This is a genomic window from Staphylococcus sp. HMSC069E10, from assembly GCF_001809205.1.
Lineage (GTDB): Bacteria > Bacillota > Bacilli > Staphylococcales > Staphylococcaceae > Staphylococcus > Staphylococcus hominis.
This window is the reverse complement of record NZ_KV796466.1, coordinates 100,581-127,207: the sequence shown is the minus strand read 5'-3', so window position 1 is coordinate 127,207 and position 26,627 is coordinate 100,581. Positions and strand designations below refer to the sequence as shown.

General features: G+C 32.1%; 24 protein-coding genes, 1 pseudogene and 1 riboswitch. Of the genes and pseudogenes, 16 read left to right on the top strand and 9 right to left on the bottom strand.

Annotated elements, in window-relative coordinates:
- Positions 1 to 36: 36 nt before the first annotated feature.
- From HMPREF2561_RS00590 to HMPREF2561_RS00580, 3 genes are all read right to left on the bottom strand, one after another.
- On the bottom strand, positions 37 to 273 hold the full coding sequence (locus HMPREF2561_RS00590) for a DUF896 domain-containing protein (protein ID WP_002488270.1): 237 nt from the start codon (positions 271 to 273) through the stop codon (positions 37 to 39).
- 12 nt (positions 274 to 285) lie between these two features.
- Entirely contained in the window at positions 286 to 1,230 is a 945-nt protein-coding gene (locus HMPREF2561_RS00585) for an LLM class oxidoreductase (protein ID WP_017175095.1), read from the bottom strand.
- A 157-nt stretch (positions 1,231 to 1,387) separates the two neighbouring features.
- Positions 1,388 to 1,939 carry a TetR/AcrR family transcriptional regulator gene (locus HMPREF2561_RS00580; RefSeq protein WP_202596561.1) on the bottom strand — a complete coding sequence of 184 codons (552 nt, stop codon included), beginning with the start codon at positions 1,937 to 1,939 and terminating at the stop codon, positions 1,388 to 1,390.
- Between the two features lie 304 nt (positions 1,940 to 2,243).
- On the opposite strand from HMPREF2561_RS00580, the gene HMPREF2561_RS00575 reads away from it, so the two are divergent.
- The 6 genes and pseudogenes from HMPREF2561_RS00575 to HMPREF2561_RS00555 all read left to right on the top strand — a co-directional run bounded on the left by HMPREF2561_RS00575 (position 2,244) and on the right by HMPREF2561_RS00555 (position 8,989).
- Complete coding sequence (locus HMPREF2561_RS00575; RefSeq protein ID WP_049434794.1) at positions 2,244 to 3,302, top strand: PTS sugar transporter subunit IIC; 1,059 nt, start codon at positions 2,244 to 2,246, stop codon at positions 3,300 to 3,302.
- Positions 3,303 to 3,412: 110 nt separating this feature from the next.
- Positions 3,413 to 4,837, top strand: coding sequence for a phosphate--AMP phosphotransferase (locus tag HMPREF2561_RS00570; protein WP_049419634.1), 1,425 nt, complete (start codon positions 3,413 to 3,415; stop codon positions 4,835 to 4,837).
- A 425-nt stretch (positions 4,838 to 5,262) separates the two neighbouring features.
- Positions 5,263 to 5,988 (top strand): aggregation-promoting factor C-terminal-like domain-containing protein, encoded by a 726-nt coding sequence (locus tag HMPREF2561_RS00565; protein ID WP_017175091.1) that lies wholly within the window; start codon positions 5,263 to 5,265, stop codon positions 5,986 to 5,988.
- A 398-nt stretch (positions 5,989 to 6,386) separates the two neighbouring features.
- Positions 6,387 to 6,547 (top strand): annotated as a pseudogene (locus tag HMPREF2561_RS11035) (dehydrosqualene desaturase); the annotation flags it as partial.
- A 63-nt stretch (positions 6,548 to 6,610) separates the two neighbouring features.
- Positions 6,611 to 6,725, top strand: a riboswitch (SAM riboswitch).
- A 68-nt stretch (positions 6,726 to 6,793) separates the two neighbouring features.
- Positions 6,794 to 7,963, top strand: a complete 1,170-nt coding sequence (locus tag HMPREF2561_RS00560; protein ID WP_049416431.1) for an aminotransferase class I/II-fold pyridoxal phosphate-dependent enzyme — start codon at positions 6,794 to 6,796, stop codon at positions 7,961 to 7,963.
- A gap of 27 nt (positions 7,964 to 7,990) precedes the next feature.
- Complete coding sequence (locus tag HMPREF2561_RS00555; RefSeq protein WP_017175089.1) at positions 7,991 to 8,989, top strand: D-lactate dehydrogenase; 999 nt, start codon at positions 7,991 to 7,993, stop codon at positions 8,987 to 8,989.
- Positions 8,990 to 9,026: 37 nt separating this feature from the next.
- Here the strand turns inward: HMPREF2561_RS00555 and copZ are convergent, their stop codons facing one another.
- The 3 genes from copZ to HMPREF2561_RS00540 form a co-directional block, all read right to left on the bottom strand.
- Positions 9,027 to 9,236 carry a copper chaperone CopZ gene (copZ, locus tag HMPREF2561_RS00550; RefSeq protein ID WP_049419633.1) on the bottom strand — a complete coding sequence of 70 codons (210 nt, stop codon included), beginning with the start codon at positions 9,234 to 9,236 and terminating at the stop codon, positions 9,027 to 9,029.
- An 88-nt stretch (positions 9,237 to 9,324) separates the two neighbouring features.
- On the bottom strand, positions 9,325 to 11,712 hold the full coding sequence (locus HMPREF2561_RS00545; protein ID WP_049416435.1) for a heavy metal translocating P-type ATPase: 2,388 nt from the start codon (positions 11,710 to 11,712) through the stop codon (positions 9,325 to 9,327).
- Between the two features lie 134 nt (positions 11,713 to 11,846).
- Complete coding sequence (locus tag HMPREF2561_RS00540) at positions 11,847 to 12,053, bottom strand: hypothetical protein (RefSeq protein ID WP_017175086.1); 207 nt, start codon at positions 12,051 to 12,053, stop codon at positions 11,847 to 11,849.
- Between the two features lie 190 nt (positions 12,054 to 12,243).
- Here HMPREF2561_RS00540 and HMPREF2561_RS00535 point away from each other — a divergent pair, with 190 nt between their 5' ends.
- From HMPREF2561_RS00535 to HMPREF2561_RS00525, 3 genes are all read left to right on the top strand, one after another.
- On the top strand, positions 12,244 to 13,113 hold the full coding sequence (locus HMPREF2561_RS00535) for an SDR family oxidoreductase (protein WP_019835151.1): 870 nt from the start codon (positions 12,244 to 12,246) through the stop codon (positions 13,111 to 13,113).
- A gap of 94 nt (positions 13,114 to 13,207) precedes the next feature.
- A complete protein-coding gene (locus HMPREF2561_RS00530; protein WP_049419632.1) occupies positions 13,208 to 13,801 on the top strand; it encodes a sugar O-acetyltransferase in 594 nt (197 codons plus the stop codon).
- Between the two features lie 226 nt (positions 13,802 to 14,027).
- Positions 14,028 to 16,535 (top strand): glycosyltransferase, encoded by a 2,508-nt coding sequence (locus tag HMPREF2561_RS00525; RefSeq protein WP_069723740.1) that lies wholly within the window; start codon positions 14,028 to 14,030, stop codon positions 16,533 to 16,535.
- Between the two features lie 43 nt (positions 16,536 to 16,578).
- Here the strand turns inward: HMPREF2561_RS00525 and HMPREF2561_RS00520 are convergent, their stop codons facing one another.
- Entirely contained in the window at positions 16,579 to 17,529 is a 951-nt protein-coding gene (locus HMPREF2561_RS00520; RefSeq protein ID WP_048681963.1) for an NAD-dependent epimerase/dehydratase family protein, read from the bottom strand.
- 270 nt (positions 17,530 to 17,799) lie between these two features.
- Between HMPREF2561_RS00520 and pruA the strand changes: the two genes are divergently transcribed.
- From pruA to HMPREF2561_RS00500, 4 genes are all read left to right on the top strand, one after another.
- Complete coding sequence (pruA, locus tag HMPREF2561_RS00515) at positions 17,800 to 19,344, top strand: L-glutamate gamma-semialdehyde dehydrogenase (RefSeq protein WP_017175081.1); 1,545 nt, start codon at positions 17,800 to 17,802, stop codon at positions 19,342 to 19,344.
- A gap of 218 nt (positions 19,345 to 19,562) precedes the next feature.
- Positions 19,563 to 19,790, top strand: coding sequence for a FeoA family protein (locus HMPREF2561_RS00510; RefSeq protein ID WP_002449375.1), 228 nt, complete (start codon positions 19,563 to 19,565; stop codon positions 19,788 to 19,790).
- Between the two features lie 4 nt (positions 19,791 to 19,794).
- On the top strand, positions 19,795 to 21,789 hold the full coding sequence (gene feoB / locus HMPREF2561_RS00505) for a ferrous iron transport protein B (RefSeq protein ID WP_049419630.1): 1,995 nt from the start codon (positions 19,795 to 19,797) through the stop codon (positions 21,787 to 21,789).
- 11 nt (positions 21,790 to 21,800) lie between these two features.
- Positions 21,801 to 21,989, top strand: a complete 189-nt coding sequence (locus HMPREF2561_RS00500; RefSeq protein WP_017175079.1) for a FeoB-associated Cys-rich membrane protein — start codon at positions 21,801 to 21,803, stop codon at positions 21,987 to 21,989.
- Between the two features lie 71 nt (positions 21,990 to 22,060).
- Here the strand turns inward: HMPREF2561_RS00500 and HMPREF2561_RS00495 are convergent, their stop codons facing one another.
- Positions 22,061 to 22,609, bottom strand: coding sequence for a TetR/AcrR family transcriptional regulator (locus HMPREF2561_RS00495; protein ID WP_017175078.1), 549 nt, complete (start codon positions 22,607 to 22,609; stop codon positions 22,061 to 22,063).
- A 326-nt stretch (positions 22,610 to 22,935) separates the two neighbouring features.
- Here HMPREF2561_RS00495 and HMPREF2561_RS00490 point away from each other — a divergent pair, with 326 nt between their 5' ends.
- Together HMPREF2561_RS00490 and HMPREF2561_RS00485 are read left to right on the top strand one after the other, a co-directional pair.
- Positions 22,936 to 23,400, top strand: a complete 465-nt coding sequence (locus tag HMPREF2561_RS00490; protein ID WP_017175077.1) for a hypothetical protein — start codon at positions 22,936 to 22,938, stop codon at positions 23,398 to 23,400.
- Positions 23,401 to 23,551: 151 nt separating this feature from the next.
- Positions 23,552 to 24,073 carry a methylated-DNA--[protein]-cysteine S-methyltransferase gene (locus tag HMPREF2561_RS00485; protein WP_017175076.1) on the top strand — a complete coding sequence of 174 codons (522 nt, stop codon included), beginning with the start codon at positions 23,552 to 23,554 and terminating at the stop codon, positions 24,071 to 24,073.
- A 120-nt stretch (positions 24,074 to 24,193) separates the two neighbouring features.
- Here the strand turns inward: HMPREF2561_RS00485 and HMPREF2561_RS00480 are convergent, their stop codons facing one another.
- Positions 24,194 to 25,360, bottom strand: a complete 1,167-nt coding sequence (locus HMPREF2561_RS00480; protein ID WP_049382425.1) for a hydroxymethylglutaryl-CoA synthase — start codon at positions 25,358 to 25,360, stop codon at positions 24,194 to 24,196.
- 112 nt (positions 25,361 to 25,472) lie between these two features.
- Here HMPREF2561_RS00480 and HMPREF2561_RS00475 point away from each other — a divergent pair, with 112 nt between their 5' ends.
- Entirely contained in the window at positions 25,473 to 26,627 is a 1,155-nt protein-coding gene (locus HMPREF2561_RS00475) for a thiolase family protein (RefSeq protein ID WP_049419629.1), read from the top strand.

The following is a 26,627-nucleotide window of genomic DNA, read 5'->3' as shown; positions in this document are numbered from 1 at the left end:
AACTTTGAAGGCAGTCTAAGTCTTGATAATAAAATTTTAATTTTTTTGAATGTTGCCGTATTCTTCTCTTAAGTCATACACTTTATCAGGTGTAACGTCTTGACCAAGTGGATCGACAACTTTCATAGTTGAGAATGTATGAAGGACTTGGCCTCTAATCATTCCTAAATATTCTTGTCTTAATTGATGTTGTTCTTGTTTTTCTTCAACACTCAAACTTTCAACTTTTTCTTTATTTGCTAATTGATTAATTCTATCTAGTAATTCTCTCATTATTTATTCCTCCTAATTTGTATGAGCTGGGAAGTGGGGTACAATATACGTTCCAACTTCTTCTATGAGTTCTTCGATATCACGATCATCATTTGTAAATCTTAAGATAATATGATTTGTATTAATGGATTCATAAGCTTTTAATATTTGTAATAAATTTTTACGTCCAGTACGGAAACCACCTTTAATCGGTTTTACGGTTTCGTTTGGATTTCGGGATAAATCAATCATTAAAATATTCATAAATGGCTTGAAGCGGTCAGTATCACTGTGCCAAGCTTCAACTAATTTCTTTTGATCTTGAAAAGGTTGGGCGTAAAATAACCAACCATCCATATGCTGTTGTAACCAGGACATGGATTGTCTTGAGTAGCCTGTACCAAACATCGGAATCGTATGATGTTTAGGCAATACTTGTAACCCAGAATCCTCATATAATTCAAAAATTGAATTTGAAATGTTGGGAGAATGTGATTGCCAAAGCGCTCTTAATGATTGAATGGTTGTTTGATAACGTTCTGTTAATGCACTTTCATCTACTTTAAATGCAGGGAATTCGAAAGCGCGATCACCGGTAGCCATACCGAGTAATAAACGTTGATTGGAAATAAGGTCAAGTGAGACTGCTGATTTAGCTAAATGGATAGGATGACGTAGTGTTGCCACAATACTGCTGGTCCCAAGTGCAATTTTTGAGGTAAACGCACTTAAATACGTTAGGAAAACAAATGGGTCGTAATTTTCAGTTACGGGCCCTAAATGAGGACTATAAAGTGGATTATCTCTCACGAATAAACTTGTAAATCCTAATCGTTCAGCTTGTTGTGCAAACTTCACTTGTTCATTAAAATCAATATACTCTTTATTTTTACTATCAAATGGTATGGATAGACCTAATGTTAATTTATGATTTTTAAAGGTACGTTTAAAACCCTCATGATTTTCTATCTTGGACATATCATCCCTCCTAACTAAACTTTATTTAAACAACACTTATTATCTAAACAACAAGTGTTGTTTATAATATAACGTAAATAATCATTTTATGCAAGTCGCATGCTTTTCTATAAAACAACACTTACAATCATTAAGACTGTAAGTGTTGTTTATAGAATTATAGATTTGTAATATGGTGAAGTAAAAATGGTAAGTTTTGATTAATAAATTGCTCAGCACTTAGTTCGCTTGTATTTAACCAATGTCTTGCCAGTCCACATAAACCAGCGGCTAAAAAGCTTGCGCTATTTTCAATAATACTAGAATCGTGCTCGGGATATTTATGTTGTAACATAAGGGTAAACATAGCTTCCAACTCGTTGTTAATGCATTTATGAGCATGGTTACAAAATGTCTCACGATTGAGTTTGCAAGCATTTTGTACATTTTCCAAATAATATGCTATCGAGACAAATAATTTAGAGATAATCTGACCATTGAGCGTTTCTGAAATAGACAACGTTTCTTTAATATCTTTAAGAACAGTCATTGATAATGAATAATCTAATATTTCATATTTATCATTAAAGTGTGCGTAAAATGTAGCCCGATTAACAGTAGCACGGTCAGTAATATTTTTTACTGTAATTTGGGTCATTTCTTTTTCTTGTGACACATTTAGAAATGCTTCTACGAGTAATTGTTTTGTACGTATGACTCTTGGATCCATTTTATTGCTTGGCACAAAGACACCCCTTTCATTTTAAAATGTGATTACTTTAAATTATTAAACGAACAAAGAAGGTTGTCAAAGAGTATGATTACTCTTTCTATTTTAAACTATTATAATAGAAGAAATTTGTTTTTTCTTTTTAAATTACATATATATTGTTGGTCAAAATTCTTAAAATATCCATAAAACTAGAAAAATTTAAGAAAATGATAAAATAAATATTCTGAAAATTTAGAAAATGTGTTATAGTATTTTTTATCATTACTTAATACAACAACAAAATATTATAGGAGGTATAAGAATGACAACAGAACTTAGAAAAATAAGCGTTGGAGATTTTATTTTTAGAGTACTTTCCGGAGTGGCTATTGGGATTGTGGTAGGTTTAGTACCGAATGCCATTTTAGGTGAAATCTTTAAAGCTCTTATGCATCACCATCCTATTTTTGCAACATTACTACATGTTGTTCAAGCATTACAATTTACTGTACCAGCATTAGTAGGTGCGTTAATTGCGATTAAATTTAATATGACTCCTCTTGCGATTGCAGTCGTATCAAGTGCAGCTTATGTAGGAAGTGGTGCTGCTCAATTTAAGAATGGGGCTTGGATTATTGCAGGTATTGGTGATCTAATCAATACGATGATTACTGCTGCAATTGCAGTTTTATTTATTCTACTTATTGAAAAACGTGTAGGAAGTATGGCATTAATTGTTTATCCAACAATTGTTGGAGGTATCTCAGCTACAATTGGTGTGCTCATCCTACCATATGTACATACTATAAATATTGCGATTGGTAATATGATTAATAGTTTCACTGAATTACAACCCGTATTGATGTGTATGTTAATCTCAATGGTATTTAGTTTTATTATTATTTCCCCATTATCAACAGTAGCTATTGCTATTGCCATTGGTATTACAGGTTTGGCAGCTGGTTCAGCTTCAATTGGTATTTCAGCTACTGAAGCGGTTTTACTTATTGGCACAAGTCAAGTAAATCGTGTTGCAGTACCAATTTCTATTTTCTTTGGTGGCGTGAAAATGATGATGCCAAATATGGTGAAATATCCAATTATTATGCTACCTATTTTGATTACCGCAGCGGTTTCTGGTGTAGTTGGTAGTCTTATCGGTATTGCTGGAACAAAAGAGTCTGCTGGGTTTGGATTTATTGGTATGATTGGGCCGATTAGTGCATTTAAATTTTTACACGTCGATTCAGCTGTTATGAGTATCATACTAATTATTATTGGATTTTTTGTTGTACCTTTAGTAACAGCATTTATACTAGATGTTATTTTACGCAGAGTCTTAAAATTATTTACAAATGATATTTACAAATTTATGGGATAAACGCATTAGCCTGGGACATGATGAATTGTCTCAGGCATTTTTAAATTTAAACGATAAACGCCAATAATGTTACAATAAAATAGAAAAAAGATTAAAAGGATGAAGGGTTAATGGCGAAAAAAATTGAAGCTTTAGCATTAAAAACAGCAGAATTAACACGACGTACACATGAACTAGGCATTCCAGTGATGTTATTATTTGAAGGTGTACCTGCATCTGGGAAGACGCGCTTATCTAATGAGTTATTATTAAATTTAGATGCGAAGTATACACAATTTATTGCGACACAGTCACCTAAACAGGATGATTTAAGATATCAATTTTTACAAAAATATTGGAATACCTTACCTAAAAAAGGTGATATAAATATTTATTTTAGAAGTTGGTATTCTCATTATCTAGATTATAGAGAAAATCAAATTAAACACGCCAAATATAAAAACTATGATGTACTCAAACAACAAATTTCTTCTTTTGAAAATATGCTTAAACGAGATCACTATGAAATCATTAAGTTTTTCATAGAAATTAATGAAGAAAAACGTCAAGAACATATTCAACAAACCAAAGATAATCCATTGACGCGTTGGAAAGTTCAAGAATATAGTAATGTACTTTCAACAGATATTTATCTTAAAGACATGCGTCAATTTATAAAAAATGATAAAGCATGGGAAATCATTGATTATACCGAAAGAGAAAAAGCGATTGAAACAATGTATGAACATATTATCAAACGTCTTGAAACAGCGATTGAGAAGCATGAGCAAAAAGAAGAACAGCGAGACGGTAAATTTCATTCTAATTTTAAAACACACCTTTTTGATAGAAAGGTGGATAAAGTAAAAAAAGATGAATATAAACAGCTCATTGAGGAATTGCAAAATCGTATGAGAGAAATTCAATTCGCTTTATATGATAGAAAGATTCCACTTATTTTAGTATTTGAAGGTATGGATGCAGCTGGTAAAGGTGGAAATATTAAACGAATTAGAGAAAAATTAGATCCAACGGGTTATCGAGTGAATGGCATTAGTGCCCCTACAGATGTTGAATTAAAACATCATTATTTATGGAGATTTGCGAAAGAAATGCCAAGAACAGGGCACATCGAATTATTCGATAGAAGTTGGTATGGTCGTGTATTGGTAGAGCGTGTCGAAGGTTTTGCTACTATCGATGAATGGCAACGTGCATATGATGAAATAAACGCATTTGAGAAAATGTGGACAGATGAAGGAGCGATTATTTTAAAGTTCTTCCTTACATTAGATAAAGAAGAACAATTAAAACGTTTTAAAGATCGTCAAGAAAATGTTAATAAACAATGGAAAATTACAGATGAAGACTGGCGAAATAGAGAAAAATGGGATTTATACGTGGAATCAAGTCACGATATGATTGAGAAAACAAATACATCCTATGCACCATGGCTTGTGGTCCCTGCTGATCATAAAAAAACCTCTCGTATTGAGATACTAAAATATATTATTCGTAATTGTGAAAAGGTACTTTGGGGAGTAAAAGATTATTAAAAATAATAAGGAAACTGAATACGTGCAAGCTCTTGTTTTTTTATCAAAAGTAAAGAATTTAAATAGCCAATTACATTTTAAAAATATTACAGTAATGTAACAAAACATTAATTTGTAATATTACTAATGATGTTAAAGTATTGTAATTTTTGTAAGAAAGTATTGTAAAACGTTAATTTATAATAAAAATAAACTCCATATTGATAGATTTTATATATTACAAGAAGTATTTAATATATTTCAATATTACAAAATGATGGATTAATTGTAATTTTTTGTAAAAAAAGCGTAATACTATTCTATGAATTTTGTGTTATAGTAGCTATTGTCAAAAGTTAAACAACAAATCAAAACAGAAATTAATCTTAAACAAAGAACGAAACATAACGAAAATATATATTTCAATTTTGGAGGAATTATTTATTATGAAAAAGACAGTAATCGCTTCGTCATTAGCAGTAACTTTAGGTTTAACAGGATATGCTTTAACAAACGATCACAGTGCACATGCATCAGAACAAACAACTAACTATTCTCATTTAGCTGACTTAGCTCAAAATAACCCATCTGAATTAAATGCTCACCCAGTACAAGCTGGTGCATATGACATTTCATTCGTAAAAGACGGTTTCAAATATAACTTTACTTCAAATGGTAACACTTGGTCTTGGAACTATACTTACACTGGTGGTGCTGACACAGCTCAATCAACTACTGACTACACTGAGTCTTATAATCAAGCTTCAACTCAATCAGTAAGTTCAAATAATCAAGCTAGCACTTCAAATGTAAAAGCTGTTTCAGCTCCAGTACAAAGAACGTCTAGCTACAATAACTACAGTGCTCGTACAACTTCATACTCAGCACCAAAAACAACTTCATACTCAACTGCTTCAACTGGTGGATCAGTTAAAGCTCAATTCTTAGCTAACGGTGGTACTGAAGCTGCTTGGAACGCTATCGTAATGCCAGAATCAAGCGGTAACCCAAATGCTTCTAATGGTCAATACCATGGTTTAGGCCAAACTAATCAATCATGGGGTACTGGTTCAGTAGCATCACAAACTCAAGGTATGGCTAACTATGCTAAATCACGTTACGGTTCATGGGATGCAGCAATTGCTTTCCGTAATGCTAACGGTTGGTGGTAAGATTTAAGTAGATAACTGGATAGGATATCGAGTTATTGAAATAAAGCCTGGGACATTATTAAATGTCTCAGGTATTTTTAATATATTGACAATTGATGACTGAATTGAAAATGTGCTTGTTTAAGCTTTTTCAACTTTAGTCTTTTTTGCTGAAGTGGGACGACGAATTCAAAGTGAATTCTATCCCACTTCTTTTTTATTAAATAATGTCATGTATATTCTAAACGATGAATGGATAAAAAAATTTAACTAAAGAAGATGTTTATTTATAAGATGACTATCGTAATGTGATGTATTGAACTAGTTCATTGGTTTTCTATACTGTCAGTTATTATTTTTGTGAGAACGTCTGCCTATATTAAAATAAATGATATATTAAATACTTTATTAGTGAATTTACTGAGACACAAAATAATTATTATCTGTCCTGTAATTATATAGATTTATATTTTTCAGGCGTAAAGCAAGCATATATCCAGACGGAGACGTACCCATTGTATTAACAAGTGCTAAAATAACAGCAGAGGCTATGTTAGAAGATATAAAAAATATGAAATAGAATAAATAAATCTGAAAATTGACAATTATCAGTGTAATGTTAAAATAAGACTTAATACGTAAGAACTTATCGAGAGAAGTGAAGGGATTTGGCCCAATGAAACTTCAGCAACAGGCTTCATAAATATAAAGTACTGTGCTAACTCCAAGAGGATAATAAATAACCTCAAAGATAAGTGACATATATCTCATGAAGCTATATGCCACACAAAAGTGGTATATAGCTTTTTATTTAAGGAGGAATAACATGGTTATTTCAAAAAGATTAGCAGCCATTCCTGATAGCTATTTTGGAAAAACGATGGGACGTAAAGTAGAACATGGCCCTTTACCACTTATTAATATGGCAGTAGGCATTCCCGATGGTGAAACACCAGAAGGTATTATTGAGCATTTTTCTGAAGCAATTCGGATTCCTGAAAATCAAAAATATGGTGCTTTTCATGGTAAAGAATCATTTAAAGAAGCCATTGTTAATTTTTATCAACGTCAGTACAATGTGACATTAGATAAAGAGAATGAAGTATGTATTTTATATGGTACAAAAAATGGACTAGTAGCTTTACCTACATGTGTTGTTAATCCTGGAGAAAATGTGCTACTTCCGGATCCTGGATATACAGATTATTTAGCAGGAGTGATGCTCGCAGATGCCAATCCGGTTCCATTAAATTTAGATCCTCCAGATTATTTGCCAAATTGGGATAATGTAGATAAGAGAGTACTAGACAACACGACGCTTGTTTATTTAACGTATCCCAATAATCCAACAGGATCAACGGCTACAAAAGAAGTATTTGATGAAGCAATTGAACGATTCAAAGGTACAAAGACAAAAATTGTGCACGACTTTGCTTATAGTGCTTTTGGCTTTGATGCTAAAAATCCAAGCATACTTGCTTCAGAACACGGTAAAGATGTCGCTATTGAAATTTTCTCACTTTCAAAAGGATATAATATGTCAGGTTTCCGAGTGGGTTTTGCAGTAGGAAATAAAGACATGATTCAAGCATTAAAGAAATATCAAACGCATACAAATGCTGGAATGTTTGGTGCGTTACAAGATGCAGCGACGTATGCACTTAATCATTATGATGAATTTTTAGAAGAACAGAATGAAACATTTAAACGGCGTCGAGATAAGTTTGAAGCAAAATTAAGTGAAGCCCATCTACCATTTGTGCATTCTAAAGGCGGTATCTATTCATGGTTACGTACACCTCCAGGTTATGATAGTGAAACCTTTGAACAATATTTATTAAAAGAGAAATCTATTTTAGTTGCTCCAGGTATACCATTTGGTGAAAATGGAAAACATTACGTGCGTATCTCACTTGCATTAGATGATAAATGGTTAGAAGAAGCAGCTAGTAGGTTAATTGACCTAGCTGATATGTATAAAGCAAAGCATAGTTAAAAAATTATGAAGGAAGAGGATCAATATATGACCAAAATTAAAATTATGAGTGTAAGAGATGAAGATATACCATATATTAACGAGTGGGCGAAACAAAACAATGTTGATGTTGATTTAACCAAAGAAATGTTAACAGAGACAACAGTTGATACTGTAAAAGGATTTGATGGTCTATCGTTATCTCAACAACATCCAATTTCAGAAGAGATTTTTGCGAAATTGAAACAATATGGAATTAAGCAAATTGCACAACGTAGTGCAGGATTTGATACGTATGACTTAGATTTAGCTACTAAGTACGACATCATTATCTCAAATGTACCCTCGTATTCTCCAAGTTCAATTGCTGAATTTGCTGTTACACAAGCCATCAATATTGTAAGGTATCAAAAACGTATTCAACATAAAGTGCATAATTATGACTTTCGTTGGGAACCTTCTATATTATCACAATCTATCCGAGATTTAACTGTGGCAGTAATTGGTACTGGACGCATAGGTTCGATTGTGGCAGAAATTTTTGGAAAAGGTTATAACAGCAAGGTTGTTGCTTATGATCCATTTCCAAATAACGCTTTAGCAAAATTCGTTGATTATAAAGATACATTAGAAGAAGCAATTAAAGAAGCTGATATTGTTACCGTGCATATTCCAGCTACGAAATATAATCATCATTTGTTTAATGACGTTGTTTTTTCAAATTTTAAAAAAGGTGCCGTATTTGTGAATGCGGCAAGGGGATCAATTGTAGATACACAAGCTTTACTTTCTGTTATAGATAGTGGTCGAATTAAAGGGGCTGCATTAGATACATATGAATATGAAAGAGGATTATTCCCAGGTGATTATCGTGGAAAAGAGATAGATGATGTACTGTTAAAGCAACTTATCAAAAGAGAAGATATTATTTTAACACCACATATTGCTTTCTATACAGAAGCAGCTGTCAAAAATCTCATAGTAGATGCACTTGATGCAACTATGGATGTTTTAACTAGTGGTACGACTAAACTAAGGGTAAATTAAAATAAAAAAAGTTGGAGTATTACCTCCAACTTTTTTATTATTCTTTAACATCATAGCCTTGATCTTCAATAGCGTCATGTAAGTCTTTTGTTGAAACAAGTTCATCATTATAATCTACACGAACTTCGTTTTTATCAAGGTCTACTTCAGCAGTTCTGACACCATTAATTTTAGCTAATGCTGATTCGATTGTATTTTTACAATGTTCACAACTCATACCATCTACTTTAATGACTTTATTAATCATTGATTGTCACCTCCGAATATTTCATAATTACTATACCCATATTTTACGCTTTTTAAATTTTTATGAAAGTATAAAGTTTAAAATTCATTTATAATTTCATTCGTTTTAGACGTAATGCATTAGTTACAACGCTTACAGAACTTAATGCCATCGCTGCACCAGCAATCCATGGAGCGAGTAAGCCCATAGCAGCAATAGGAATACCAGCAGCATTATAACCGAACGCCCAAAAAAGATTCTGTTTAATATTTCGAATCGTTTTATGACTTGCGTGAATAGCTTTAGGTACTAAGGCAATGTCTCCACCTAAGATAGTAATATCAGCTGCTTCAATTGCGACTTCAGTACCTGTTCCCATGGCAATACCAATATCTGCTTGAACTAAAGCAGGTGCATCATTAATACCATCGCCAACCATCGCAACGTTTTCACCTTTATCTTGAAAATGAGCAACATGTTTAGCTTTATCTTCCGGAAGAACGTTGGCGATAACATGATCAATACCAACTTCATTTGCAATAGCTTGAGCTGTAGAGTGGTTATCACCTGTAATCATTACCGTACGTAAATCCATGTCTTTTAGTTCTTGAACTGCAACTTTGGCTTCAGATTTAACAGTGTCTGCTACAGCGATATAACCACGTAATATCTGATCATATGCAATCAACATGACAGTTTGTCCTTTTTGTTCAATTTGGGTAATTTCATCTAATAAAGATGCTGTATCAATATGATGATTTGACATTAATGATCGGTTGCCTATGAATAATGTCTTATTATTGATTGTAGCTTTAATACCATGACCTGGTAATGTTTCATAGTGCTCTATATTTGTTAAAGTAAGCTGTTTTGTTTTAGCGTACTTAACAATCGCGGTTGCCAAGGGATGTTCAGAATTATTTTCAGCAGAAGCTACATATTGTAATAAAGTATCATCACCTTTAAAGTAAGTCACTTCTGGTGTACCATGTGTCAATGTACCCGTTTTATCAAATACAACTGTATCAATTTGATGAGTACGTTCTACATATTCGCCACCTTTAAACAAGATACCTTCTTCTGCTGCACGTCCTGTACCAACCATTATAGAAGTTGGCGTTGCAAGTCCTAATGCGCATGGACAAGCAATGACTAATACAGAGATCATGGCAACGAGTGCATCTTCAAATTGACCAGGATGAACGAAGATAATCCATATGATAAAAGTGAGTACGGCAATACCAATAACAATAGGTACGAAATAGCCAGAAATTATATCTGCTAAACGTTGAATAGGTGCCTTTGAACTTTGCGCTTCTTCAACTACTTTAATAATATTAGATAAAGCAGTATCTTGACCTACTTTTGTTGCTTGAACGGTAATGACACCATTTTTATTTAGTGTTGCACCAATCACTTCATTATCAACGGTTTTATCTATAGGCATGGATTCTCCAGTTAGCATAGATTCATCTACTGTTGTTGTCCCTTTAATGACTTTCGCATCTACTGGGATTTTTTCTCCTGGTTTAACAAGTAATGTGTCTCCAACTTGAACAGTTTGAAGCGGAACCATTGTTTCTGTTCCATCATCTTTAATAAGACGTGCTTCTTTGGCTTGTAAATTTAATAATTGATTTAAAGCATGTGTTGTTTGTGATTTTGCACGTGCTTCTAAATACTTGCCAAATAAAATTAAAGTGATTAAAACAGCACTGGTTTCAAAATAAAGGTGGGGCTGTGTGTTTGAATCTAATAACCATTTACTCATTTCGTAAATACTATAGAAATAAGCTGCACTAGTACCAAGTGCTACAAGAACATCCATATTGGCACCACCATTACGTAAATTCTTGTATGCGCCAACATAAAATTGCCATCCTATAATAAATTGAATGGGAGTGGCTAAGATAAATTGAAACCAAGGGTTCATAAATATTTCAGGTAACGGTATATTAAATAAATGAACAAGCATAGTTAAAAGTAATGGAAAAGCTAATATTGCTGAAATAATGAGTTTATTACGTTTTCTTTTTAATTCTTGAACTTTACGAGAAGCTTGTTCTTTTTTTGATTGTTTAGGTTTAGCATCATAGCCGAGATGTTGTATTCGTCCAATGAGCGTATCAACATCAGTTTGACCTGGATAATAATCGATCGTTGCTTGTTCTGTGGTTAGATTGACTGTTGCTTGCTTAACGCCTGTTGTTTTATTTAATACTTTTTCAATACGATTAGAACAAGCGGCACACGTCATACCTATAACGTCTAGTTCACTTTTATCTGTTTCAACGTCATATCCTAATTTTTGGATCGTTTCAATAAAATCGCTTACTTCATATTGATCATTAGGATAATCAATGGTTGCTTTTTCAGTTGCCAGATTCACTTGAGCATGAACGCCATCTATTTTATTCAATCGTTTTTCAATACGATTAGAACAAGCGGCACATGTCATACCAATGATATTCAAGGTAATTTGATGATTTTGAGTCATATTTTTGTCCTCCTACCATCTTCAATATACCCCCTTAGGGTATATTAGTCAATGACCTTGCTTAATAAAAAAAGAACAACGTTACTCTAAATAAAATGAGTACATTGTTCTTTTATTCATGATAGCTATGAATATTAAAAGAAATCAGATGGTTTAAAATGACTTAAATCTAAATCTTTAAAATTATTGAAATTTGGGTGAGTGATAGATTGTATAAGTTCACCACTTTTAGCTTCATTATAGTATTGGTTAGCTTCATTCATTAAATCATGATCTTGAACTGTTTTTACAAGCCCTAAAATGATAAGAATAGTAATGATACCCTTTAGAATGCCTTTCATATTGTAACACTCCTTTTTTATCTCTATATGAGTCATTTTTAGATTAATTATATTATAAAGATTCTATGTTAAAATTTCATGCATCTGTAGTATGGACTTTATATCATTCAAAAGTAGTAAGTGTAATCATTTTGTTTTAAAAATTAAAGAAATGGGAACGGTTAAGTAAATAAAGAAGGAGTGAAGATGTATGGACTTATTAGATTTTCATAAAAAAATTAAAGGTTATACACAAGAAAAACAACCAGGTTCTGAAAAAGACATGGATCCTAGACCTATTGCTGAAATGGAAGAATACAAAGCAGGCGGTAAACTAAAAGGAAAAGTCGCATTAATTACTGGTGGTGACTCCGGTATTGGTCGTTCAGTAGCGATTTTATATGCCAAAGAAGGCGCTGATGTAGCTATTGGTTATTATAATGAACATGAAGATGCTGAAGATACTGTCAATCGTTTAAAAGAAATCGGCGTTAAAGCAAAAGCATATTCTCATGATTTAAAAGATGCTGATCAATCAAAAGAACTTATTGAAAATGTTGTTAACGATTTTGGTGGTCTCAATATATTAGTAAATAATGGCGGCGTGCAATTTCCTAATGAAGACTTTTTAGATATTAAACCAGAACATTTCAATGAAACATTTAAAACAAATATTTTTGGGATGTTTTTCTTAACACAAGCTGCAGTACCTCATTTAAGTAAAGGTGATGCAATTGTTAATACAACAAGTGTAACGGCTTATCGTGGTTCTGGTCATCTTATTGATTACTCAGCAACGAAAGGTGCTATTGTGTCGTTCACACGTTCTATTGCAACATCATTGATGGAAAAAGGAATTCGTGTTAATGGTGTAGCGCCAGGTCCAATTTATACTCCATTAATTCCATCAACATTTGATGAAGATAAGGTAGAAAATCAAGGTGGAGATACACCAATGGGTCGACGTGGTCAACCTGCTGAACTTGCGCCAGCTTATGTATTCTTAGCAAGTTATGCAGATAGTTCTTATATTACAGGTCAAATTATCCATGTTAATGGTGGCGACTATATTACGTCTTAGTATGTAGTACTTATGAAGATAATAAAGTATTCTGTCTACGTATAGCGTAGGGAGAATACTTTTTATATTTATAAAAAGAAAAGAGGAAAAGATAATGACTGAAAAAGAAAAAATGTTAGCACACGAATGGTATGATGCAAATTTTGATGAGGAATTAAGAATGGACAGACAGCGTGCTAAAGACTTATGCTTTGAATATAATCATACGCGACCTAGTGATAGAGAAAAACGACAAGCGATTTTAAAAGAATTACTTGGCTATGAAGCGAAACAACTTTCAATCAGCAGTCCATTTGACACAGATTATGGTTGGAATATAAAAGTTGGAGAAAACGTGTTTATCAATAGCAATAGTTATTTAATGGATGGTGGTGGCATTACGATTGGCGATAACGTCTTTATAGGACCATCATGTGGACTATATACAGCACATCATCCACTCAATTATCAAGATCGTAATAAAGGATGGGAATTGGCAAAACCTATTCATATAGGAAGTAATATTTGGTTTGGTGCGAGTGTGACAGTTACGCCAGGCGTTTCAATTGGTGATGGCTCAGTTATTGCAGCAGGTAGTGTTGTAACAAACAATATTCCACCGAATAGTTTAGCTGCTGGAGTGCCAGCAAAAGTGATAAGAAAGATTGACCAAAATGAAACAATAAATATGCCTAATCATTTTGAATAATATAGTAACCAACCTTTAAGTAGGAACACGTATACTTAAAGGTTGATTTTTTATATAAAATAACAATGTGTATTGAAATTAAATATTTATTATATAATATAATTAAATGATATAATTGTAGAGTGCTGAATGTGTGTATTACTATATGTGCATCATTGAAATCGTTCAATTCATTTTAATGAAACAACTTAAGAGAAATAAAAGCAACTTAGAAAGGATAATGAATATGACACTTAAGACATGTCTTACAAATCAATTAAGACGTAAATTGAATTTTTTATTTACGCCAATACAAAGAAAAAATAAATCTGCTTATACAAGTAAAGTAATGACTTACGCTAAATATTATAAAAAGAATAATGTTAAGGAATATCAGATATTATATCAAGTGAGAGATGGAAAAAGTATCACAGATAGTCCATATGCAATATTTAAAAGTTTAATTCAGCAACCTCGTTATCGTAAATATAAACACATATGGGTAGTAGATCATAACGAAACATTGCTATTTTATAAAGCAAGATTTAAGCACTATAAAAATGTAGAGTTTGTTATTAAAGAATCAAGAGAATATTTGAAAGCATTAACGGAGAGTAAGTATTTAATTAATAATTCTACTTTTCCATCCTATTTCATTAAAAAGCCAAAGCAAATCTATATCAATACATGGCATGGGACACCTTTAAAATATATGGGATTAGACATTGAAAATAGTCTATATGGTTCTCAAAATATTATTAAAAACTTTTTAAGCAGCGATTACTTAATTAGTCCTAATCACCATACGACGACGATTTTTAAACGAGCCTTTAGACTTGAAAATATTTATGGTGGAGAATTTTTGGAAATTGGATATCCTAGAATCGATTTAACTTTAAATTCAAATCGACAAGACATGATTAGCGAGTTGAATCATTATCTTCATATTAGTAAAGAACAAAGTATTTTATTGTATTGTCCAACTTGGAGAGGCGAGGATGTCAATGCACCAGAGGCAAGTTTAAATCATATCGTTGAAGAAGTTGAAAAACTTAAACATCATCTAGATTATCAAGTATTAGTCAAAGTACATCCTTATTTATATAAAGACGCGCTTAAAATAAAACGTTTAAAACCTTATTTAATTCCTGATTATTTTGATACCAATGAAATATTAGCGATCGTTGATTTAATGATTACAGATTATTCAAGTATCTTCTTTGACTATTTAGTAACCAATAAACCGATTGTCTTCTATACTCCAGATTTGGATGAATATCAATCATCACGAGGTATGTATATTGCTAATCGTGACCTACCTGGTCCTGTCGCTCATCATATTGAAGATGTGATTACAGCGATTAAGCAAAAAGTATATGATGAAGATTCAGTGAAGAAAAAATATCAATATTTTAAACGTCAATATACCTATCTAGATGATGGAACTGTTACTGAAACACTTATTAACATACTATTTGAGGGTAAACGTAAGCGTCCTAAACGTAAGATCTGTGCTAAGAAAAGAGTGTTAATTTATCCTGGTGGTATGAAAAATAATGGTATTACAACGTCTATCATTAATTTATTAGAAAATGTCGATTATGAAACATATGACATTACATTGTTTACTAATAAAAGTAAAAATCTTGAAGTTTTAAATAACTTAAATAGTATTAATAAGAACGTTAGAATTATTTTGAGAGTACCTCCATTAGCAGCATCATTGAAAGAAACGTATAGGATCGATTTCGTAAGACAGAGAGGATTAAAAAGTACGTTAGAGCATTTGATATATCCGAAGAAAGTATACGAAAGAGAAATGCGAAAAGTATTAGGTCATAGCCAATTCGACTATGCGATTGATTTTAGTGGGTATTCTATGTTTTGGGCTAATTTAATTTTAGCAACAAAAGTAAAACGTAAATTGATTTATTTACATAGTGATATTAAAGCAGATATGAAAAGAAAAGTTAACGGTGTTAAAATACATTATCAAAATTTAAAAGGTGTACTCTCGCTGTATAGTCAATTTGATCAATTAGTATGTGTATCCGATGCTTCTAAAGATCAAAATAAACAGAAGATGAATGATAAATCATTGAATAAGAAATTTGTCACTTCCAGAAATACGATTAATTTGAATAAAATCAATCAATTAAAATTAGATGACTCTGAAAAATTTGAAAAACAACACCAATCCGTACTCGTACGCATCAATAATGGAGATATAAGTTCAGTACCATTTAAGGAAGACGATTTCAAAATTGTAACTGCAGGACGATTATCACCTGAAAAAGGCTTCGACTTACTTATTGATGCATTTAGTAAAGTACATGTCAGTCATCCGCATACAAAGTTATATATTATGGGGGAAGGTCCTATCCGTGTTCAATTAGAACAACAAATAAAAAGGTTGAAATTAGAAAAACATGTCTTTTTATTAGGTCAAAGGAAGAATCCATACTATATCATGAAACAAGCAGACGTCTTCTGCTTAACGTCTCATTATGAAGGACAATCAATGGTATTACTTGAAGCATTAACTTTAAAAGTTAATATTATCGCGTCAGATATTATAGCAAACCGCTATGTACTCGGTAATGGTAAATATGGTACTCTTGTGAGTCATGATGTTGATGATATCACCGTCGCATTAGAACAGTGTATTCAAAAACAACCATCTCAATATGAAGTGTTTAACGCACAAGAATATAATCAATTAGCACTTAAAGAATTTTATAAACTACTCAAATAGTAAAAAACGGTTAGCATATTAATAAAAGCTAACCGTTTTTCTATTAAATAGTGATGTTGTTATGTTTATTATAAGTCAAATAAGCTGTAATACCTTCTTCAATACTATATTTAGGTTTGTAACCTAATGATTTAAGTGGGGTAATGTCAGCACAAGAATGTTTAATATCTCCAAGACGTGGAGCTTCAAATTGATAAGGTATATGATAATCAAAGCCATTTTCAAACGATTTAAAAACAGCTTTCAAATTTGTTTGTGTTCCTGTGCCTACATTATAGATAAAACCATCCGTTAGAGTAGTATTAAGAACAATTGATATAGCATTGATTAAATCATCGATATAAACAAAATCACGTGTTTGTTCACCATCTCCATAAAATGTAAAGGTTGAATGATTTAAAAACTTAGTATTCATAATAGAAATGACTCCTGAATAATCAGATGTTGGATTTTGTCTAGGACCGTAAATATTAAAGAACCTTAGACAAGTACAAGGAATTTGATATAAATGATTATAAATCTTAGCATATTGTTCTCCAGCGTACTTTTGAATAGCATATGGAGATAATGGAAATGGTTTAGATTGTTCTACGGATTTAGGTAAATCGGGTAGATGACCATAAATAGCTGCAGAAGAAGCAAATATGACTTTTTTAATATTTGGATTATATGTTCGAATTGCTTCTAATATATTGACAGTAGCATCTATATTAATACGATTGGATAATTCTGGCTTTTCGATAGTTTCTACTACACTCACCATAGCAGCTAAATGAATGACAAAATCAAATTGTTCTTTTTGTATTAACTGTGTTACAAATTCAAAATCGGTGATGTCTTTAATATAAATATGTTCATTGTTCACAAAAGGTATATTCTTTAAAAAACCGGAACTTAAATTGTCAATAACATGTACTTCTGTGTCATGTTTCATAAAATATTCTGCTACATGGGAGCCAATAAAGCCTGCTCCACCAGTGATAAGTGCTTTCATATATATACTTCCTTTTCTAGATGTCGGTTAATTGTGTTGTGATTATTATACTTTATTTTATTTAAATTATAAATTATTTATATAATAGAGTGTATTGATAGGGCTACATTAGTATTTGAATAAAAGGTCAAACAAACAATTTTGTAAGCGGTTGCAAATGAAGGAGTAAGCATAGTAAAATGAAGTTAATGATAGAAAATATCATGATTAAGAAACAAAGGGTTAGAGAATGAATTTAAATACTTAAAAACATATAGGGGGTAATGAAGTATGGTAGTACCTTTCAAAAATGAACCTGGTATTGATTTTTCTGTACAAGAAAATGTTGAAAGATTTCAAAAAACGTTAGAAAAAGTAAAACATAGTTTAGGTAAAACGCTTCCTATTGTCATTGATGGTGAACATATCATTAAAGATGATACATTCGATTCAATTAATCCAGCGAATACATCTGAATTAGTAGCTAAAGTGTCAAAAGCGACAAAAGACGATGTCGATAACGCATTTGAATCTTCAAACAAAGCTTATGACGCATGGCGTAAATGGTCACACAAAGATCGTGCTGAATTAATGCTTCGTGTCGCAGCAATAATTCGTCGTCGTAAAGAAGAAATTGCAGCAGTCATGGTGTATGAAGCGGGTAAACCTTGGGATGAAGCAGTTGGAGATGCGGCTGAAGGTATTGACTTTATAGAATATTATGCTCGTTCAATGATGGAACTTGCAGATGGTAAACCGGTCTTAGATCGTGAAGGTGAACACAATCAATATTTCTATAAACCGATTGGTACAGGTGTAACCATTCCACCCTGGAACTTCCCATTTGCAATTATGGCAGGTACAACATTAGCACCAGTGGTTGCAGGTAATACAGTGTTATTGAAACCTGCTGAAGACACAGTGCTTACTGCATATAAACTGATTGAAATTTTAGAAGAAGCAGGCTTACCTAAAGGTGTGGTAAACTTTGTGCCTGGTGATCCTAAAGACATTGGTGACTACTTAGTTGATTCTGTGCATACACATTTTGTGACATTCACAGGGTCTCGTGCAACAGGAACACGCATTTACGAGCGTAGTGCAGTTGTGCAAGAAGGTCAAACTTTCTTAAAACGTGTGATTGCTGAAATGGGTGGTAAAGACGCGATTGTAGTAGATGAAGGTGTAGATACAGACTTAGCTGCACACTCTATTGTAACGTCAGCGTTCGGATTCTCCGGTCAAAAGTGTTCAGCATGTTCACGTGCCATTGTGCATAGTGCTGTTTATGATGAAGTCTTAGAAAAAGCAATTGAGTTAACAAAAGATTTAACAATAGGTAATACTGTCAATAATACATTTATGGGTCCTGTTATTAATAAAAAACAATTCGATAAAATTAAAAAATATATTGAAATTGGTAGTAAAGAAGGAAAAATTGAAATTGGTGGAGAAGTGGATGATTCAACAGGTTACTTTATCCATCCAACAATCATTTCAGGATTAACATCTTCTGATCAAGTGATGCAAGAAGAAATCTTTGGCCCTGTAGTTGGCTTCACCAAATTCGATAACTTTAATGAAGCCATTGATATTGCAAATGATACAGATTATGGCTTAACAGGAGCGGTCATCACAAACAATCGTGAACATTGGATTCAAGCTGTAAATGAATTTGATGTAGGTAACTTATATCTAAATCGTGGATGTACTGCAGCTGTTGTAGGTTACCACCCATTTGGTGGTTTCAAAATGTCAGGTACAGACGCTAAAACAGGCAGTCCTGACTATTTATTAAACTTCTTAGAACAAAAAGTCGTATCAGAGATGTTCTAACATAACTAAGTGGTAGGTGCTGTGGAAAGTCGAATTCGTTCGATTTTCCATAGCTTTTTTTATAGTCTAAATAAGAAAATAAATACTCTAAACAATGTATGAATCGTATATAAAATTTATGAAAAATGAATAAATAAATGATTGTAAAAGTAAGTGAAAAAGGTTATAATTTAAGTGTTGAGAATGATTATTAATTACAAATAGAAAGTGTGACTGGAATGATAAATGTAAGCACTGCATCAAAAGATAAAAAGTATGTAGTTAAACAAATTGATATTCAAAATAAAAATATGCTATATCGTTTAGGTGCCTTTGGCTTAAATGTAGGTAGTAAAATCAGTATTAAACAAAAGTGCTTGTTAAATGGACCAAGTGTTGTTGAAATTAATGGCCAATGTGTAAGCATTCGTCAACGTGATGCACGTTTAATTATGTTAGAGGAGTAAGCCTATGCACGAAAGCTTCTGTATATTAGGTAATCCAAATGTAGGAAAGACATCATTGTTTAATGCACTAACCGGTTCGTATGAATACATTGGAAACTGGAGTGGCGTTACAGTTGAAAAGAAAGTTGGACAATTAAAGAAAGATATTGGCAATTTAATCGATTTACCGGGTATTTATGATTTATCACCTATTTCTAAAGATGAAACAGTCGTCACAGACTATCTGATGAAAAATACATTTACAGGTATGATTAACATTATTGATGCCAGTCAATTAAAGAGAAACCTTCAACTTACAATACAATTAATGGAATTAAATGAACCTATTATCATTGGATTAAATATGGTAGATGTGGCAACGCAAAGAGGTATTAAAATTAAATATGAAGGTCTAATGAGAAAACTGAAAGTACCTGTATTTCCCATTGTTGCTCGTAAAGGAAAAGGTACGGAGGAATTGCTAAATGAATTGTCTTTTTTAAATCCAAAAGAAAAACGTAACTTCAAAATCAGTTATGGTAAAGAAACTGAAGATGCGATTAAGCAAATGACTTCTATCATTCAAGCACATACAGAATATCCTTCAAAACGTTTACGCTTTATAGCAATTCAGTATTTATTAGACAATCCGGAAATTGAACGAGAACTACCTTCAGTCATTTCCGAACAAATTGAACCTATTAAAGAGAAGTTAAGTCAACACTTAGATATATCAATACGACAACATATTGAAATAATTCGAAATCAATACATTGATCGTCTATTAGATGGTGTCGTTGAATATCCGAATGAAGAACAGCAATTTTTAACTGAAAAACTCGATAAAATAATAATGAATAGATACTTAGGTATTCCAATATTTCTAGTCATTATGTGGCTGATTTTTCAAACGACCTTTACTTGGATAGGAACACCATTATCAGATCAGCTCGATGCTTTCTTTAGCGGACCGCTCACAGACTGGTTAAAGGCAGGCATGCATTATATACATGTTGCGCCATTTCTACAGAATTTGATTACAGATGGTATTGTAGCTGGAGTAGGTTCAGTCTTAGTATTTGTGCCACAAATTATTGTATTATTCTTCTTTATTTCACTTTTAGAAGATTCAGGATATATGGCACGAATTGCAGTTTTAATGGATAGAACAATGGAATCAATAGGATTAAGTGGTAAATCATTTATTCCAATGATTATTGGATTTGGTTGTAATGTACCTAGTATTATGGCAACACGGAGTATTGAAAATGAAAAAGAAAGACTCATCACTATTTTAATTGCACCTTTCATGTCATGTTCGGCGCGATTGCCAGTATATGCTATTTTTGTAGGAGTATTTTTTGAAAAGTATCAATCTCTTGTAGTGCTAAGTTTATATGTATTAGGAATTGTAGTGGCATTAATTGTAAGTACATTACTTAACAAGTTTATTCTTAAAAGTGAGAATTCCGTATTTATTGTAGAACTACCTACATATAGAGTGCCATCAGTTAAAACGTTATGGAGAAGTACTTGGGAAAAAGCAAAAGGATTTGTTAAAAAAGCAGGTACATTTATTTTTGGTGGTTCTGTAGTCATCTGGGCATTGAGTTACATCGGTCCTCATGGGGTGAATGTACAGATTGATGAAAGCTTCATGCATAGTATTGGAGAATTCTTTGGACATCTCATTGCTCCATTAGGATTTGGTAGTTGGCAAGCAGGCGCTACGTTAATTCCAGGATTCTTAGCCAAAGAAGTCATTGTAAGTTCTATGGCTATCCTGTATTCTTCTAGTGAAGGTGGTTTAGTGAATGTCATTCAACAACAGTTCACACCTTTATCTGCCTATGCCTTTATGATTTTTATATTATTATATGTGCCATGTATTTCAACTGTTGCAACAATTCGTAAAGAAACAACATCATGGAAATGGACACTTACAGCATTAATTTATCCAATTTTTACAGCGTATATATTAACATTTGCATTTTATCAAATAACAAAACTATTTATATAAGGATGATGACAATGACTTTATTAATAAACGTAATCATTTTTGTTGCTATTTTTGGTTACGCTGCGTATACATTATATAAATTCTTTAATCGCTCTACTCAAGGAAAATGTGGTGGTTGTGATACAGATTGTAGTTGTGATATTAATGCATCTAGCGAGTTAAATGAATTAAAATTAAATCATATAAAAAACAATAATTAATAATAAATAAAACCCGTTGAATTAATTCGACGGGTTTTATTTACTAAAACGATATAACGATTGTTTGATCATTAATTAATCGTTTTAATATTAACTAATTTATGAAAAATTTCATCCATTTCTTTAGGTGTAAGTGTTGTCTCCTCATTTTTTTGCCACTCTAAAAAACCATCTATAATTGAACCAAAAACATAGAAAACTAAGCTTTTAGGAATGGTTTCTTCAAGTGCTATCCGATCCATATTTTCATAAAAATCATTTTTGATAATATCTATAAGAAACTGATTTCTAACTTTGTTGTATTCATTATCTTCTTCTTGCATGTATTCGATTCTAGACAATGTTTCACGATTTAATGAATTAGACAAAACTTGAAACGGACGATTAATACGTTCCTTAATATCAATTGCAAAGTAATTTTTTCCAATGACTTCAAGTAAATAGACGAGTAGTTCATATTTATCATAAAAGTGTTTATAAAATGTAGTACGATGAATACCAGCATTTTCACAAATTTTATGAACTGTAATAGAAGAGAAGGGTTCTATTTCTAGTAAAGCATATAAACTACTCGTTAACGCTTTCTTAGTCTTTATCACTCTTAAATCTTTATCATTCATGTCTTTCTCCCCTAACATGTAAACTATAAAATATTTATATAGAGATACATAATATATGATTATAGAATAGAAATATCTATAAATAAATAGAGAATAACTAATAAATTATAATTTAATAAAAGAAATGATTTTTTATGTTTAGCATTAAATAATTTACAATATAGAAAAGTTTTAACTAGGATGAATAGGGTATACAAAATTTAAAGAAATTAATTAGAATTATAAATAAAAATTAAAAAATTATAGAAAAATAGTATTCTTTATAGAATGATTCAATGTTAATTCGATAAAAGATAAAAATACTCTATACTGGAGGATGGTATAATATGAAAGGTAGTAAAAGATTAGATCAAATTAAAGAAGATAATAAAAAGCAACTTAAAAAATTATTTAAGTATGACAAAAATAATGCTTTATCATTTAGTAAACAAGATCGTGAAAAAGTTCAAGATAAATTTGGTGTATATGTTATTTTTGATAAAAAAACACCAATATTTGTAGGTCAAACTGGAGGATATTCAACAGGTTATCAACCTATTACGAAAGACTTATTTAATAAAATGGGACAATATAACTTAAAATCTGGTGTAGGCACAACAAAATTTAAAAAAGGCTTAGCTCAACAAAAAGGTGTAAGCGAAGACGATATTAAATCAATCACAGCTGAAGATTATGGATTAAAATTCCAATATGTAAATGTGAAAGATGAGCCAGCGTTTATCAATATATTAGAAATTTTAGCATTAGAATATGCTAAAGATAAAGGTTATGAATTATATAACTTCAATTAAGAATTATTGTGTTATTAAAATAAACTTAGTATTAAAAAGTTATTAATAAATGTGTCAGAATGGATTAATGGGAGCGAGAAGAGGAATTCAAATGAATTCAGTCTCGCTTCTTATTTTTTATTACAATACAATAGAGTAAGGAGGAAGCTATATGTCTTATTCAATGCTTTATCAATCTCCAGTAGGTAATTTAGAAATCATTACAGACGGAGAAGTAGTGACGCAATTAGAATATTTATATCAATACACACATTTACGTTTTCCTACAAATCATGAATTATATATTTTTAAAAAAGTAAAACGATGGCTTGATGACTATTTCTTAGGAAATAATCCAGAGATTGATTTTCCTTTACAACCTCATGGTACACCTTTTCAACAAGAAGTATGGGCTTATCTTAATACGATTCCATATGGAGAGCTTACTACTTACGGAACGATTGCCAAACATATCGGTCAATTATTAAACAAACCAAAAATGTCTGCACAAGCTGTAGGTGGAGCGGTAGGAAAAAATCCAATTTCTATTATTATTCCTTGTCATCGCGTTGTAGGAAAAGATGGTAGTTTAACAGGATATGGTGGAACAATTGATAATAAAATTAAATTGTTAGAAATTGAAAATGTGAATATGAGTCAATTATATCGACCATTATACACAACTAAACCATAAATAAAAGGCGCCTAAGACATAATTCGTTATCTTAGGCGTTTATAATGTGTTGGGGAGATTGGATGACGAATTCATTTTGAGTTCGTCGTCCCACCTTTTTTAATATCTGAGTGATATACATTATTCAGGAGAATGATAATATCTAATATCATCTTCAATCTTTTCTAAATAAAAGATATTTTTATCGTTTTCTACGTTTTCAATCTCATGATCGAAAGATAAATCATCAAAACGTCTGAAGAACGACTCGTATTCTTTTACAGATACTTCTTGACGCTCATTTAATAAAGTTTGATGTGCTTTTTTATCTAAGTGTTGTTCAAAACCTTCCACTACTGTGGCGCTAAAGAATTCTCCCACAGACCCAGAACCATAACTAAATAATCCAATTGTTTGACCGGGAGTTAAAGTTCTGTTTTCAAGTAATGAAATTAAGCTTAAATAAAGTGATCCAGTATATATATTACCTACATAGCGATTATAGTATACAGCATCTTCATAACCAGACGTTAATCGAGATTGAGTCGTTTCATCAGTATCATTAATGATAGAATCTAATGCTTTTTTGCCCATTTTAGTAAAAGGCACATGGAAACATAATGATTCAAAATCGGATAATGATTTATCTTCACGACGTGCATACTCTTTCCAACTTTCTTGGAATGATTCAATATATGCATCTTTTGATAATGCGCCTGCAACAAGTGGATATTTATGGCCAGTCGGTCTCCAGAAATCATACACATCTGCTGTATAAGCAACAGCATCATCGTTTAATTGTAAAATACGAGGCTGATGTGAAATTAACATTGCCACTGCACCAGCACCTTGTGTAGGTTCACCGCCTGACTCGATACCATAACGTGCTGTATCACTTGCAATGACCAATACTTTTTCGTTAGGACGGTTTGCAAGATAATCTTTAGCAAGTTGAATTGCAGGTGTAGCTGCATAGCAAGCTTCTTTCATTTCAAAACAACGTGCAAAAGGTTGGATATTTAATAAATGATGAATTTGAACTGCTGCAGCTTTAGCGTTGTCGATAGCAGATTCAGTAGCAACGATAACCATTCCAATATGTTTTTTATCATCTTCTGTTATAATATCTTTAGCAGCATTGGCTCCCATTGATACAATATCTTGAGATACTGGACTTACTGCCATTTGTGTTTGTCCAATCCCAATTAAAAATTTGTTTGGATCAACTTGACGAGCTTCTGCAAGCTTCGCCATGTCTACATAGTATTTAGGGACATAAAAATTGATTTTATCGATACCTATATTCACAGGCATGTCATCCTTTCGAATAGTCTAATTTTAACAATACAATACTCTGTATTTTACCAAAATAAATTACTAAAATACAATTATATATATACTACAGGCAAGGAGATAAAGAATGAAACAAATCGCTATTGTAAGTGCTAAAAGAACGCCAATTGGCAGATATAAAGGGAAATTGAGAAATTATTCAGCTGTTGAACTAGGTACAACAGCTTTAAAAGGAGCTATTGAATCAATTGATATCGATCCAGCTCTTATTGAACAAGTTATTTTCGGAAATGTCTTACAAAGTGGTATAGGACAAAATTCTGCACGACAAATTGCTATTAAATCAGGTATTCCTGATACAACTCCAGCGATGACGATTAATGAAGTATGTGGTTCAGGACTGAAAGCAATTATTTTAGGGAAGCAACTTATTCAGTTAGGGGAAGCTAAAGTCGTTGCTGTTGGTGGTGTTGAAAGTATGACTAATGCACCTAAACTTATTTTAAAAGACGGAGAAGATCCTGTAGAAAGTTTTATGCATGATGGATTAACGGATGCTTTCCATTATGTTCCAATGGGTGTCACAGCAGAAAATATAGCCGAAAAATATCATGTAACACGTGAAATGCAAGACGAGTTTGCTAACCATTCTCATGCTAAAGCTGCAAAGGCAGTTGAAGAAGGTAAATTTGATAATGAAATTATAAAAATGACAGACGCTGAAGGTAATGAGATGACTTCTGATGAAGGTATAAGACCAAATAGTAGTGTCGAAAAATTATCTACTTTGAAAACAATATTTAAAGAGAATGGAACAGTCACTGGTGGTAATGCTTCAAGTATTAATGATGGATCATCTGCCCTTATTTTAATGGAAGCAACATTTGCAAAAGAACATGGATTTGAAATTCTTGGCATAGTAGGCGATTACGCTGAAGTAGGTTGCGATCCACAATACATGGGGTATGCACCTTTTTATGCAGTAGAAAAATTATTAGAAAAAACACATCAACACATTAATGATATTGATATTATAGAAATGACTGAAGCATTTGCAGCTCAAAGTATACCTGTTAAGGATCATTTAAAAATACCTGATAACATTTTAAATATTTATGGTGGTGCCATTGCGCTAGGACATCCTATTGGTGCAAGTGGTGCACGTCTTGTTATAACACTTGTGAATGCTTTAGAACAAGAACATCAACATACAGGTATCGCAACAGCTTGTATTGGCGGAGGACTAGGTATTGCTTTAATGATTGAAAAGGGAGTACATTAA

Excerpts from the sequence above, each read along its gene's own strand:
- HMPREF2561_RS00495 (WP_017175078.1), bottom strand. The coding sequence starts at position 22,609 with ATGAATGATAAAGATTTAAGAGTGATAAAGACTAAGAAAGCGTTAACG.
- HMPREF2561_RS00510 (WP_002449375.1), top strand. The coding sequence starts at position 19,563 with ATGATAAATGTAAGCACTGCATCAAAAGATAAAAAGTATGTAGTTAAA.
- HMPREF2561_RS00485 (WP_017175076.1), top strand. The coding sequence starts at position 23,552 with ATGTCTTATTCAATGCTTTATCAATCTCCAGTAGGTAATTTAGAAATC.
- HMPREF2561_RS00530 (WP_049419632.1), top strand. The coding sequence starts at position 13,208 with ATGACTGAAAAAGAAAAAATGTTAGCACACGAATGGTATGATGCAAAT.
- HMPREF2561_RS00565 (WP_017175091.1), top strand. The coding sequence starts at position 5,263 with ATGAAAAAGACAGTAATCGCTTCGTCATTAGCAGTAACTTTAGGTTTA.
- HMPREF2561_RS00580 (WP_202596561.1), bottom strand. The coding sequence starts at position 1,939 with ATGGATCCAAGAGTCATACGTACAAAACAATTACTCGTAGAAGCATTT.
- HMPREF2561_RS00535 (WP_019835151.1), top strand. The coding sequence starts at position 12,244 with ATGGACTTATTAGATTTTCATAAAAAAATTAAAGGTTATACACAAGAA.
- HMPREF2561_RS00540 (WP_017175086.1), bottom strand. The coding sequence starts at position 12,053 with ATGAAAGGCATTCTAAAGGGTATCATTACTATTCTTATCATTTTAGGG.
- HMPREF2561_RS00570 (WP_049419634.1), top strand. The coding sequence starts at position 3,413 with ATGGCGAAAAAAATTGAAGCTTTAGCATTAAAAACAGCAGAATTAACA.
- HMPREF2561_RS00490 (WP_017175077.1), top strand. The coding sequence starts at position 22,936 with ATGAAAGGTAGTAAAAGATTAGATCAAATTAAAGAAGATAATAAAAAG.
- HMPREF2561_RS00555 (WP_017175089.1), top strand. The coding sequence starts at position 7,991 with ATGACCAAAATTAAAATTATGAGTGTAAGAGATGAAGATATACCATAT.
- copZ (WP_049419633.1), bottom strand. The coding sequence starts at position 9,236 with ATGATTAATAAAGTCATTAAAGTAGATGGTATGAGTTGTGAACATTGT.
- HMPREF2561_RS00500 (WP_017175079.1), top strand. The coding sequence starts at position 21,801 with ATGACTTTATTAATAAACGTAATCATTTTTGTTGCTATTTTTGGTTAC.
- HMPREF2561_RS00560 (WP_049416431.1), top strand. The coding sequence starts at position 6,794 with ATGGTTATTTCAAAAAGATTAGCAGCCATTCCTGATAGCTATTTTGGA.
- HMPREF2561_RS00475 (WP_049419629.1), top strand. The coding sequence starts at position 25,473 with ATGAAACAAATCGCTATTGTAAGTGCTAAAAGAACGCCAATTGGCAGA.
- HMPREF2561_RS00585 (WP_017175095.1), bottom strand. The coding sequence starts at position 1,230 with ATGTCCAAGATAGAAAATCATGAGGGTTTTAAACGTACCTTTAAAAAT.
- HMPREF2561_RS00545 (WP_049416435.1), bottom strand. The coding sequence starts at position 11,712 with ATGACTCAAAATCATCAAATTACCTTGAATATCATTGGTATGACATGT.
- HMPREF2561_RS00590 (WP_002488270.1), bottom strand. The coding sequence starts at position 273 with ATGAGAGAATTACTAGATAGAATTAATCAATTAGCAAATAAAGAAAAA.
- HMPREF2561_RS00525 (WP_069723740.1), top strand. The coding sequence starts at position 14,028 with ATGACACTTAAGACATGTCTTACAAATCAATTAAGACGTAAATTGAAT.
- feoB (WP_049419630.1), top strand. The coding sequence starts at position 19,795 with ATGCACGAAAGCTTCTGTATATTAGGTAATCCAAATGTAGGAAAGACA.
- HMPREF2561_RS00575 (WP_049434794.1), top strand. The coding sequence starts at position 2,244 with ATGACAACAGAACTTAGAAAAATAAGCGTTGGAGATTTTATTTTTAGA.
- pruA (WP_017175081.1), top strand. The coding sequence starts at position 17,800 with ATGGTAGTACCTTTCAAAAATGAACCTGGTATTGATTTTTCTGTACAA.
- HMPREF2561_RS00520 (WP_048681963.1), bottom strand. The coding sequence starts at position 17,529 with ATGAAAGCACTTATCACTGGTGGAGCAGGCTTTATTGGCTCCCATGTA.